The 11,738-nt window shown below is 62.6% G+C and carries 14 protein-coding genes; 5 read left to right on the forward strand and 9 right to left on the reverse strand.

Annotated elements, in window-relative coordinates; all coding sequences use genetic code 11:
- The first annotated feature begins 81 nt into the window (after positions 1-81).
- A complete protein-coding gene (locus tag M3I54_RS22445; protein WP_254339913.1) occupies positions 82-1,362 on the forward strand; it encodes an MFS transporter in 1,281 nt (426 codons plus the stop codon).
- 164 nt (positions 1,363-1,526) lie between these two features.
- Here the strand turns inward: M3I54_RS22445 and M3I54_RS22450 are convergent, their stop codons facing one another.
- Positions 1,527-1,751 carry a hypothetical protein gene (locus M3I54_RS22450; protein ID WP_028205419.1) on the reverse strand — a complete coding sequence of 75 codons (225 nt, stop codon included), beginning with the start codon at positions 1,749-1,751 and terminating at the stop codon, positions 1,527-1,529.
- A 383-nt stretch (positions 1,752-2,134) separates the two neighbouring features.
- Between M3I54_RS22450 and M3I54_RS22455 the strand changes: the two genes are divergently transcribed.
- From M3I54_RS22455 to M3I54_RS22470, 4 genes are all read left to right on the forward strand, one after another.
- A complete protein-coding gene (locus tag M3I54_RS22455) occupies positions 2,135-2,770 on the forward strand; it encodes a LysE family translocator (protein WP_254339915.1) in 636 nt (211 codons plus the stop codon).
- Positions 2,771-2,869: 99 nt separating this feature from the next.
- Positions 2,870-3,958, forward strand: coding sequence for a DMT family transporter (locus M3I54_RS22460; protein ID WP_254339917.1), 1,089 nt, complete (start codon positions 2,870-2,872; stop codon positions 3,956-3,958).
- Between the two features lie 114 nt (positions 3,959-4,072).
- Entirely contained in the window at positions 4,073-4,474 is a 402-nt protein-coding gene (locus tag M3I54_RS22465; RefSeq protein WP_254339919.1) for an SRPBCC family protein, read from the forward strand.
- A gap of 301 nt (positions 4,475-4,775) precedes the next feature.
- A complete protein-coding gene (locus M3I54_RS22470; protein ID WP_254339921.1) occupies positions 4,776-5,207 on the forward strand; it encodes a hypothetical protein in 432 nt (143 codons plus the stop codon).
- Positions 5,208-5,429: 222 nt separating this feature from the next.
- Here M3I54_RS22470 and M3I54_RS22475 read toward each other — a convergent pair whose 3' ends face one another.
- The 8 genes from M3I54_RS22475 to M3I54_RS22510 all read right to left on the reverse strand — a co-directional run bounded on the left by M3I54_RS22475 (position 5,430) and on the right by M3I54_RS22510 (position 11,662).
- Positions 5,430-5,654 (reverse strand): hypothetical protein, encoded by a 225-nt coding sequence (locus M3I54_RS22475; protein WP_254339923.1) that lies wholly within the window; start codon positions 5,652-5,654, stop codon positions 5,430-5,432.
- A complete protein-coding gene (locus M3I54_RS22480; protein WP_254339924.1) occupies positions 5,651-6,559 on the reverse strand; it encodes a bifunctional 2-polyprenyl-6-hydroxyphenol methylase/3-demethylubiquinol 3-O-methyltransferase UbiG in 909 nt (302 codons plus the stop codon). The genes M3I54_RS22475 and M3I54_RS22480 overlap by 4 nt, the downstream gene beginning before the upstream one ends.
- 97 nt (positions 6,560-6,656) lie before the next feature.
- Positions 6,657-7,640 carry a hypothetical protein gene (locus M3I54_RS22485; RefSeq protein WP_254339926.1) on the reverse strand — a complete coding sequence of 328 codons (984 nt, stop codon included), beginning with the start codon at positions 7,638-7,640 and terminating at the stop codon, positions 6,657-6,659.
- A 2-nt stretch (positions 7,641-7,642) separates the two neighbouring features.
- A complete protein-coding gene (locus M3I54_RS22490; RefSeq protein WP_254339927.1) occupies positions 7,643-7,924 on the reverse strand; it encodes a hypothetical protein in 282 nt (93 codons plus the stop codon).
- A gap of 2 nt (positions 7,925-7,926) precedes the next feature.
- Positions 7,927-8,514, reverse strand: coding sequence for a hypothetical protein (locus M3I54_RS22495; protein WP_254339929.1), 588 nt, complete (start codon positions 8,512-8,514; stop codon positions 7,927-7,929).
- Positions 8,514-9,002, reverse strand: coding sequence for a glycoside hydrolase family 108 protein (locus tag M3I54_RS22500; RefSeq protein ID WP_254339931.1), 489 nt, complete (start codon positions 9,000-9,002; stop codon positions 8,514-8,516). The genes M3I54_RS22495 and M3I54_RS22500 overlap by 1 nt, the downstream gene beginning before the upstream one ends.
- Entirely contained in the window at positions 8,999-9,370 is a 372-nt protein-coding gene (locus M3I54_RS22505; protein WP_254339933.1) for a hypothetical protein, read from the reverse strand. The genes M3I54_RS22500 and M3I54_RS22505 overlap by 4 nt, the downstream gene beginning before the upstream one ends.
- A gap of 195 nt (positions 9,371-9,565) precedes the next feature.
- Positions 9,566-11,662, reverse strand: coding sequence for a glycoside hydrolase family 55 protein (locus M3I54_RS22510; protein WP_254339935.1), 2,097 nt, complete (start codon positions 11,660-11,662; stop codon positions 9,566-9,568).
- Positions 11,663-11,738 lie beyond the last annotated feature (76 nt).

Consider the following 11,738-nt stretch of genomic DNA (forward strand, 5'->3'; position numbering starts at 1 on the left):
AAGATTATCGCGATAATTCAATTGTCGCATAACGTGACACTCCCTACGATACCTGGACTTGCCACGTTGCGGAGCCAATCGATGGAGCACCCTGCTGAAACCTGTACGCGTGTGGTGGCGCGCGAAGCTACTCCCGCGAGCCACGCCAATCACGCCACGCTCACGCTGCCGATGACGCTATTCTTCGCCGCCGCGGTCGGCGTGATCGTCGTCAATCTGTCTGCGGCCCAGCCGCTCGCCGGTCTCGTGAGCCATTCGCTGCATTTGCGCCCGGAATTCGTCGGCGCGGTCGCCATGCTGCCGCAGCTCGGCTACGCAGCTGGCTTGCTGCTGCTCGTTCCGCTCTGCGATCTGCTCGAAAACCGGCGCCTGATTTTCCGCACGCTGCTTGCGTGTTCCGTCTTTCTGGCACTCGCGGCGCTGGCGCGCTCAGGCCCGCTCTTTCTCGCCGCGGCGTTCCTCGCGGGTGCGACATCCAGCGTGATCCAGATGCTCGTGCCGATGGCCGCCTCGATGGCGCCCGAAAGCCAGCGCGGCCGGGCAGTCGGCAACGTGATGAGCGGCCTGATGCTGGGCATTCTGCTGTCACGGCCGCTCGCGAGCCTGATTGCGGGAACGCTGGGCTGGCGCGCGTTCTACGGTATCGAGGCGGTGGCGGATGCCCTGCTCGCGGTGGTCCTCTTTCTGCGCACGCCGCGCCGCATGCCGAGCGTGACTGCGCGCTACGCCGATCTGCTTTATTCGCTCTGGACGTTGCTGCGCACCGAGCGCGTTCTGCGACGCAGCGCCCTCCTTGCGGCGCTAGCCCTGGGCGCCTTCTCGGCGTTTTGGACCGCGGTCGCCCTGCTGCTTTCGCAGCCGCCGTTTTCGCTCGGCATGAACGGCATTGCCGCGTTCGCGCTGGCGGGCGCGAGCGGCGCGATCGTCACGCCGCTCGCGGGCCGGCTGGGCGATCATGGCGCGGGGCGCGCGGTTCAATACGCCGCGCATGCGACGATGCTCGGCGCGGTCGTGCTGCTGGGCGTGGCGGGCGCAGGCTGGGCCGGCTTTTCGCCCGCCGCGCATCCCGCGCTGGCGCTCGGCCTGCTCGTTGTGGGCGCGGCTGCACTCGATGCGGGCGTCATCGCCGACCAGACGCTCGGGCGGCGAGCGATCAACCTGCTCAACCCCGCCGCGCGCGGCCGGCTCAACGCGATTTTCGTGGGGATGTTCTTCATCGGCGGCGCGGCCGGCGCGCTCATGGCCGGCGCGGCTTGGGCCTCGGCGCGCTGGAGCGGCGTGTGCCTCGTCGCCCTCGGCTTCACGGTTGCGGTCATCGCGCTCGGCTTCGTTTATCGCGCGTCGCCGGCCTCTGGCCGCTAGCGCCCCGCCCGGCGAACCCATGAAAAAGCCGCGGCTGATCCAGCCGCGGCTTTCCTGTATCTGCATTGCCGCTCGCGTATCGAACGATACGAAACGACGCGAAGCCAGACGAAGCAAAGCGCGCCCGACTCCCCGGTCAACCCGTCATGCGCGCATCGATGCGCTCACGTCTGCTGATCCGACCCATCCGCGGGCTGCGCGGTGTTGTCGTCGGCGGGCTTTTCGTCTTCCTTCTTCTCGACTAGCTGCTCGACTTCCTTGGCGCCCTCGAAACCGGCAACCGCGGCGGCTGCCTTGGTCAAGAAGCCTGCGTTCGGATCGAGCTTCTCAGCGCCTTCCACAGCGGCTACCGCACCGGCAATTTCACCCACCTTGTCCAGAATGCCCATTTCACCCCTCCAGTTGAAACCCGCTCCGGGCTGACGAGGCGATGGCTCGCCCCCCGTGCGCCGCACCTTCCATCCAGCGAGCGCGCCGCTTCATTGTCTGCTTGCTCGATGCCCGCATCAATCACTAACTCATTAATCTGACAATGATTAACGAATCTATATACGAACGTATATTGCGATGCGTCAATCGTTTGACTATAGTGAGGTTGTCTCCTCCATGTCTCCATTGGCATGGTTCAAGCCCGCATACGCTGTGGGCTTTTCTTTTTCCCGCCTCGCATTTTCACCGGACGCTGGCTTGCGGGCCGCGGCCAGGCTCGCGCCGTCCGCTGGCATAATCGTGCCTTCGCCGTTTTCCAGCCCTCTTTGATCTCTTCGCTGCAATGAATCTGCATACCTGGTGGCTGTTCCTCGTCACCGTCTTCGTCGTCTGCGCCATCCCCGGTCCCAACATGCTGCTCATCATGTCGCACGGCGCGCAGTACGGACTGCGCCGCACGAGCGCGACCATGGCCGGCTGCCTTTCCGCACTGGTTCTGATGCTGGCCGTTTCGGCCGCCGGGCTCGGTGTGTTCCTGCAAGCGTGGCCGACCATGTTCAACGCGCTGCGCTTCATCGGCGCGGCGTACCTCGTGTACCTGGGCATCAAGGCGTGGGGCGCCCCCGTACCCGAGGCCACCGCCGACGTTGCCGAGCGTGTGGCCGCGCGCCCAGTGCGCTCGCCGCTCGCGCTCTATCGCAACGGCTTTTTCGTCGGCGGCAGCAATCCGAAGGCGATCCTCTTCGCGGCGGCGCTCCTGCCGCAGTTCATCGACGCGACCCGACCGGTGCTGCCGCAGTTCGGCGTGCTCGTTGCGACCTTCGCCGTGTGCGAAGTGAGCTGGTATCTCGTCTACGCGGGTTTCGGCACGCGTATCGGCGCGACGCTCAAGAGCCGCCGCGTGGCAAAAACATTCAACCGCGTGACGGGCGGCGTGTTCGTCGGCTTCGGCGCGATGATGGCCTTGCTTCGGCAGTAACGCTGGCCGAGCGGCGCGATGGCCTGGCGCGCAGCCCGCTTGCGCGCCCATCGTGCTTCCTCTACGCTTTTTTAGTCCTCTCTCCGCTTCGGGCCTGCGATGAAGTCCCATCGGCATACCATCTTCACGGCGCTGCTCGCGGCCGCCCTCTTCGGCATCACCACACCGCTCGCCAAGGCACTGCTCGGCAGCGTTGCGCCGTTCATGCTCGCGGGACTTTTCTACCTCGGCAGCGGTTCGGGGCTCGCGGCCGTACTGCTGTTACGCCGCCTCTCGGCGCGCCGCGGCGACTCAGCCGCCGCGCGTGAGCCCGCACACGACCCGCTGCGCCTGGCCGAATTGCCATGGCTTGCCGGTGCGATCGCCGCGGGCGGCGTGGCGGCGCCCGCCCTGCTCATGCTCGGCCTGAACACCACGCCCGCCGCCACGAGCGCGCTGCTGCTGAACCTCGAAGGCGTGCTGACGGCGCTCATCGCATGGGTCTGCTTTCGCGAAAACTTTGATGCGCAGATCGCGCTGGGCATGCTGGCGATCGTGGCGGGCGGCGTGCTGCTCTCGTGGCCCGGCGCGCATACCGGCGCTGTGTCCGGCATCGCGCCCGGCGCGCTGCTCATCGCGCTCGCGTGCGTGTGCTGGGCCATCGACAACAACCTCACGCGCAAGGTCTCGACCAATGACGCGATGGTCGTGGCCTGCACCAAGGGGCTCGTGGCCGGGCCGGTGAATATCGGCATTGCGCTCGCCGCGGGCGCGCACTGGCCCGCCTGGCAGGCGGTCAGCGGCGCCATGGCCGTGGGTTTCGCGGGCTATGGCGTGAGCCTCGTGCTCTTCGTCGTCTCGCTGCGCCATCTCGGCACAGCGCGCACCGGCGCCTACTTCTCCGTGGCGCCGCTCTTCGGCGTGGCGCTTTCACTGCTGCTGTGGCCGGAGCGCCCGGCGCTCGCCTTCTGGCTCGCGCTCGCGTTGATGGCGTTTGGCGTGTGGCTGCACGTGCGCGAACGTCACGACCACGCGCACACGCACGAGCCGCTCGAGCACACCCATCCGCACCGGCACGACGAACACCATCAGCACGAGCACGATTTCGCGTGGGATGGCGCGGAGCCGCACACGCATGCGCACCGTCACATGCCGATCACGCATAGCCACGCGCACTACCCCGACGTGCACCATCGGCACGCGCATTGAGGGCGGCACGAGTCGCAGCCGCTTGCGTCGCAAACGACGTCAAGATTTCCCAGGACCGCCGCGCTTTGCGCGCGCACGATGCACTCGTCACACAAAACGAAGGAGGCAAGTGCGATGGCTACCGTCTACCGGGACATTTCCGTTGATGCCGCGGCGCAAGACGTCTGGGCCGCGCTGCGCGACCCCGCCAACGTCGACCGTGTGTTCGCCGGCGTGCTGACCGATGCGCGCATGGAAAACGACGTGCGATGGGTGACGTTCGCCGACGGCACCGTGATCGAGGAGCGCGTGATCGGCGTCGACGACGCGCACATGCGCCTCGCCTACACCGTGGGCGGCGGACGTTTCGAGCATCATCACGCGACGCTTCAGGTGATGCCGGATCCAGCCGATTCGCGCCAACGTTGCCGCGTGGTCTGGATCAGCGACTTCAAGCCCGACGAGCGGATCCAGATGGTCGAGCCGCTCACGGATGCGGGCTGCGTGGCGCTCAAGCGCAATCTCGCCCGGCCATAAGGATGGCCGACGGGCAGTAGTCGTCTGAAAGAGCCCCGGCACGCGCACTCGGGCTTTTGCTTCGCACGCCCTGGAGACGGGTGCCATTCACGTCGATCGTTGGACTCTTTTGCGCTGCGCGGGGCAAATTTGGGCGCAGCGGCCGGCCTCGACAGTTAGTTGCGCAAATGGACCGCAGCCACGCCGACAAAATGCCGAACCCGGCACCGTGCTGCCGCGAAGCACACTGTGCGACGGCGCCCATACCGGCACGCTATTTGCGGCCACAATAGTGCCAGATGACTCGACACCGGGAGCCGCAATGCGGGTAGGTAAATTAACGTTGACCGTGCGCTGCATTGCCGTCTGCGCTGGTCTTGCGGGAACACCGGCGGCACACGCCGCAGGCACCTTCGACGGCGACTGGAACGTGACGCTCACGTGCCCCAAGGCCATCGACGGTACATCGGGCTACCGATATCAATTCCCCGCCGAGATCCAGCAAAACGTGCTGCACGGCGAACATGGCGAACGAGATGCGGGCGGTTGGCTCACGCTGGACGGCAAGCTCGAACCCGACGGGTCTGCCACGCTCGTCGCCCAAGGTTTGGCCGCCCCATCGCCTTACGCGACGGGGCACGCCAACACGAAAGCACCCTATTCGTATGAAGTCAGCGCGCAGTTCGACGCGACCTCAGGCAGCGGCTCGCGCACGACCGCACGCAAATGCGACTTTGTGTTCGTAAAGGAATGACTGGCGAGCATGGCTGGCGGCCCGTGCAAATAGGCGCCAGAAAAGAAAAAGCCCGCTTGAGAGAGCGGGCTGAATCCATATCAGAAATGAAAACGGTGCTCAAACCCTTGTCTGTCATGGATTGCACGATGATCGCTTCTAATATTTTGCCTACAGAACAGGCACGCAGTGACGCGGTTTCCAGAGCACCGATCTGGAAAATATTAGAAAGCAGGGCGATCGTCAGTGCGTGGTGCCGTACGCCGGCGATTGACTGGAAGCGGCCGGGATGAGGCTTTCCAGCAGCTCGGCCGCCATCTTCCGGACCGCTACCGCCTCCGCCTCCAGCTTAGCCGGGTCCTCGCTAAAATTCTTCGTCATCCGCGCCTGCGCGCGCAGACGGCTCGCCTCCTGGGTGAGCAGGTCGGCATAGCTGTTCAGCTTCTTGGCGATTTCGTGCGTGTTCATAGTTTCTCCGCAACCACGTAAATGTTGTCGCCCCGGTCTTCCATGTTGCCGCCAATGGCTTCGAGCTTGGCGCGCAGCTCCGCGCCCTTCCACGGAAGCTTGACCTGTTCGTCGTAGCTGTCCACGTACATGTCGATCAGGTCATAGTTGTACCGGTCCAGCGTCTTCGCCAGCTTGATCCGGAAACCCTCACCCTCGACCAGCTTCACCACCTCCGAAAGTGTGAACTCACGGTTGTGGCGCCCGTACACGCCATTGTCCGAATGATAGCGGTCGAAGAAGTTCTTCCCGGCCAGCATGTGCGCGAAATTGATCAGGCGCACGGCATTGGGCGTCGTGATGATCAGCTCGCCGCCGGGCTTGAGGATCTCGCGCAGCTTCGGGACAATCTGCAGCGGGTTGACGATCACGTGTTCGAGCACTTCGCAGAACAAGATCTTATCGAAGGATGATGGCTCGAATGGATAGTCGGACAATTCGACGTTGAGCGACGTGTAGTCGAACACATACTCCTCGTCGAACGCATCGCTGCGCACCACCTGACGTCCCTGCGAGATTTCCTTCTCGTAGACCGACTTGTGAAAGAAGTTCGTCAGCGTCAGATCGAAGTCGGCGAACTTCTTCAGCAGGACCGTGAACAGGTAAGGGTTTGCACCGATCTCAAGCACGCGGCCGGTCGTGCTGCCAGCCATGAGGTCGATGGTATTGAAGAAGCGCGCGAGCGCGTCATTGACATAGGCCGGGATGAACGAACTGCCTTCCCCGACGATGCCAAACGAATAGAGATACTGCCGTATGTCTTCAGCGTGCCGCCATAGCAGCGCGTGCCGCTCTTCCCATCCGCCCTTCAGTCCAGCTTCGCGGATGCGCTCCAGCGCCGACTTGGTGTTTCCCACATCTGTCATGTAAATATCCCCCGGATTTATCCCTTACCGCGTCTTTCGTGCCGGAAAGGGACTCTATCACGAGGGACTGCAGGCCGCTCATGCAGCCGGCATCAAGTTACTGGTATTCGTAGATGATGATGATCGCGGCACCCCCTGCCTTACCTGCCTGGCCAGTCTGGGAAGCTAGATTGTTCGAGCCGCCGGCACCCGCACCATATCCAGTGGGCGCACCGCCAACGGCTGTGCCAGGAGCGCCATAACCGCCAATGCCCATGGCACTGTTTCCACCGGGCCCGGGCGCCGATGCACCAGCGGCCACCGACACTCCCATGGGCGCCGCGCCACCCGCCACGCTGTTCAGCGTCAGAGTAGCACCCGTAACGGTGCAGGCAGCGGGGCCTCCAGCGGTATTAACAATCCCTGCGCCGCCGAGAATAATGCCTGCCGCACCGCCATTGCCACCCGGACAGGAAATCAGGGAGCCAAATGAGGTCGCGCCGCCTGCGCCGCCCGCTGTCGCCGATGCGCCGCCCGTACCGGCCGCGCCCACTGCGCCAATCGTCACGGTCACGCCAGAGTAGCCCGAGGTGAATTTTGCCTGCGCATAAGATCCGCCGGTGCCGCCGCCGCTGGTCGAACTCTGGCTCGCGCCGGTCGTGACCGTGCCTCCGCTGCCGCCGCCGGGCGCCTGCACAGAGACGATCACCGAATTCGTGCCGGCGTCAGGCGTGTAAGTGCCGCTCGCGGTGAAGACCTGAATCCCAACCAGGCGACCGGTGACGACCAGCGACGTATCGCATGTGAATCCGGTGCCGCTCGTCCACTGCAACACGCTGGTGGTCGAACTGCAGCTCGGCATGGCGAACGCCGTGGGCGATGCCGAAGCGGCGGTTGCGTTCGCGAGCACTGTGTTGGCTGCGATCGCCGCGATCCCATTGACGCCGACGCCGCCCCACGCAGGCGCAGCAGAGGCGCCGGTCGAGACGATCGTCTGACCGCTGCTGGAGCCGGCCGGGTTGAGCAGCTGCACCGGCACGGTCGTCGCGCCGAAGGCCGCAGCCGAGATAAGCGCGAGGAGCGCACCGAAGAGTTTTTTCATTTTCATGCTCCGTTGTTACCGGGAAGGGTCGGTTCGGCGTCAGGCACGACGGCTTCTGCGCCGACGTAAGGGATGATCGATTTGATGCAGTGGTCCTGCTGGAAGATGTCGAGGAACCTGCACAGCACGCACGAGATGCGATAGCCGCGGGCACTCGGTCCCTTCTGCAACGTCTTGCCCATCACACTCGAAACTGTTTCGTGCGCATCACCGCCGCGCGCCACGTTGAGACCTTCGTCGAGCCACACGATCCAGTTCCAGAGGTACTGTTCGATCTTGCTCATGGTCACCCCCGGTTGTCGGTCGGAAGCGCTGGATTGGCCTGCATCTTCCCGCGGAAGTAGCTAGCAATGCCGAGCACCGGCGCCATGGTTGCCATTACCGCCGCCTCGGCGCCGAGCATTCCCGGCACCTGCGCGAGAACAGCAGGATCCGAATGCAGGAACATGACGCCGATGTATGCCGCCGCCACCGTACCGCCTGAGAGCAACCCCATCACACCGAAGCAGAAGCCGACGAATGGGCGCCAGCTATAGGTCGGCCAGTGATCAGCTTTCGCTTCGGTCTGCATGGTCTGATTGACCGCCGCTGTATTCGCCTGGTCGGCAGAAAGCTCAGCTTTCGTGACGTCGCCAGAGATCTGCGCGAGTTGAGTCTGCGAATCGATCATGGCCTTTTGCCACTGCATCGCCAGATTCGGGTCGGCTTGAATAGCTGCCAGAGCCGCGTCACCAGTTGGTTGGCCAGTAAGAGTCATGGCGGTATTGACGACTTGCGTCGCGACGTCTTGCGCCTTGGAGCCGCCTAACCATCCAGCGATGGTCGGCGCGAGATGGCCGGCCAGTGAGGCCAGAGCTAGAGCAATCGTGAGCATCAGGCAGCTCCTTTCCAGAGGTTATTGGCGATGCGATTTGCCCAGCCCTTTCCGAACGTCGACCAATTCTTGAGTGACGTCAGATAGCGCTGGCGCAGCGAATTCCAGCGAAGAATGAAGCGCAGCGGATCGGTGGTCTGAATCGCGGTGATCGTCTTGGGGCCTTGAATCCCGTCGACCATAGCGCCGGCCGCACCCTGCATCCATATCGTGATGTGGCCGCCGTCGCCGTTGTAGTGCGTATCGAAGATCTGGAAGGCGATGCGCGGATCGAACATGTCGAGCCTGAGAGGATCCCAATACCAGTGCTTCGCGATCTGCTTTGCCGTGTCGCGTGGCAAATCGCGCATCGCCCCGGTATAGCCGCTCGCGCGCGCGACGCGGGCTGTGATTCCCCACATCGTTTCGGCGCCGGGATCCTTCGGATTGTTCGAGTAGCCGCCCTCGTTGCCGATCAGCGCGTCGAATGCATCGTCAAAGCTGCTCACACACCCTCCCCGGCGATCTTCGCCTTTACCGGCTGATCCTCATCGAACAGATAGACGCTGCACGCGCGATGGAAGCCGTCAGCGATCAAGAGGCCATGCTCTGTGCGCACGAGCAGGATCGGAGAGAGCGCCTTACCTTCGCGAATCTTCTTGAAGTTGTGCTGCACGTGGCTGTTATGGCGATCGAGGATGATCTCGTCGGCCATGCGCACGATGTCCTTTGCCTTCCATTCCTCGACTGGAGCGGCGCGCAGGGAATGTACTAGCAGGCCCGCATGCTCCAGCGAATAGGGAAGCGAGAGGACCGATAGCGCGGCTTGATAATCGTGTGGTTCCGGCTCGTCTAGCCATTTGATTTCGCGGCTCATGAATTCTTCCTCTTCAGGGTCGCCCACGTATGCACCACCGAATATATGATCGACGTGATGCAGGCGATGACCGAAAGAAAACCCGGGCTGAGAATGAACCCTGTAGCAGAAAGTATCCAGCTCGCAATCGGCTTCAAAGTGTCGCGATGCGTATGCAGGAAGGACATAATTGTTTCCATGGATTCCCCGTATTTATTAGTGGCCGTAGTAGCTCATCGTTGGAGTGCTGCTATAGGTGACGGTAATAGCCTGTCCCTGCGGCACAGCAACGCTGTTATTTGTGGACGTTGCGACAGCCAGGCCGCCCATGGTGATGTTGCTTACGGAGCCGCCGGCGGTAATCAGCGTGACCGTATCGCCAGTGTTGTTCGTCCATACGAAGGGAGAGGCGCCGACAGTAATCCCGGTACCCGCGATCGGGTTGTATCCGACGTTCTTCGAAATGAATTTGTGCGTGCCGGTGCCGTTGTCCTGAATGCCTGCGACCGAATTGTTGCGCACGTCCACGCCGATAATGCTGTACGCGTCAGAGGCACCGGGTACCACCAGAATGCCGACCGACTGGCTTACCGGAAAGCCATCGCCGCCACCGACCATGCCGCCCTGGACAGACCAGCCACTCACGCCGCTTTCGATGGCGATACCCGGATGGGCACCATAGGACGCTTGCGAGTTACCAGCTACTGCGCAATCAGCCAGATAGATGTGCGTAACAGTACCGGTGCCGAGGCCGATATCAAATCCGATCGCGTTATTGTGATAGCTGCGATGGCCGATGAAGCGAACGCCATCAACGACGCCGATACCGCCGATCGCTACGCCGTCGTTTGTGCACGTGCCCGTCCAGCAGTCGATGAAATGAAGGCTGTTGGCCTCGGCCACCGCATTGTTCGGCGCGATCACCAGACCATTCGCACTGCATGTGTCCATGCCGACCTGAGTGCAGAACAGGAACTGCACGTGATCGGTCGAGGCCTGCGGGTCGATCAGCATGCCGATGCCGCACTGAAGCAGGTCCGAACTATCGAACCATTCGCCATCCGAATGATTGATGCGCACGCCGGCGAAAGGCTGATTGCCGCTGCCAAGCGACGTGTTGATCAGAATGTTTTTGAAATACCGGTCATTACCCTGATTGATATAGATGCCAACTCCATTGGTGGGCACCAGATTCCATATCGTCAGGTTGTCGTAGTAATGCGTGGCTCCCTGATATATCGACAGAGCGGTGAGCGCGCCGTAAATCTCAACATCGCGCAGCGTGAAGTTCTGCACGTTATTTACATAGATCGCAGCGCCAGCAAGCGGCGGCGTCGCCGAACTCCAGGTGATGCTCATACCGGAGATGCCCTGACTCTGCGCACCGGAGAACGTGAGAAAGGTCGCTGTGAGCGATGAGGGAGCGAGATTCGTCGCGTTTTTCCCCGCGCCGAGCAGGAAGACGCCAGTGGTAGGAACCGTGAGCGAACTGATCTTGTAGGTGCCGGGCGGGAAGTAGACGGTGCCACCCCCGGCATTGCCTACTGCAGTGATTGCTGCCTGAATGGCAGCTGTATCGTCCGTAGAGCCGTTTCCGGTTGCGCCGAAGTCCTTGACGGTCACGAAGTCCTGCAGGCGCGACTGGACCGTGCGCGTGAGCGCGCCAGCCCCTCCCTCGTTGTATGAGAGCTTGCTCGATTGGATTCCAGCTCCTGCCGCCACGGAGGCATCCGTTACAGCGCCGGCACCCGGGGTGCCAACTGACAGCGATGTTCCGCCCTTTACATAGACTTTCTGGGTGCCGACCGGAATCGGCGCATTGAAAGTGAGCGTCTCGTTGTTCGCGCCACCCAGCGAGAATGTATCGCCGCCCTGCTCGGCCGCATCAAAGGCCACCCAGAGATTCGACGATGATCCGTAGTTCTGCGACAGGGTGAGCGTGAGCGATGTGCCAGCCGTGAAGTCCACACCATTTACGAAGCCAATCTGGCCGCCGCTACCCTTCTCATCGGTCATGTTGCCTACTGCAACCGGGGCGGGTGACGTGATCTGGTCGGCAGTCCAGATCGTGTTTCCATTCGCGTCTTCAAGAACGAATTTGTATGCCTGGACGGGGCTCAGCCAGACAGGCGCTTCGCCGCGCGCATTGAGGATGATCGGGTTACTGTTGGGTGTGCCAGCTGTAGCGTCCGTATAGGTCGTGGTTGGCGTAGTTGTGCCGGCCTGATAGGTGTAAAGTTGGCCTCCTGCGAGTGGATTATTATTGTTGTCGTAAAACCGCATCACCGGAGTTGGCGAGAGCAGTGCGCTCATTGCGACCTCATAAAATGAAAAAGCCCGCACGGAGGCGGGCAGCTATGACTGGGATTGGGCTACTTGTTTTGTTCGC

The organism is Paraburkholderia sp. CNPSo 3274 (assembly GCF_024206475.1).
Classification (GTDB): Bacteria; Pseudomonadota; Gammaproteobacteria; order Burkholderiales; family Burkholderiaceae; genus Paraburkholderia.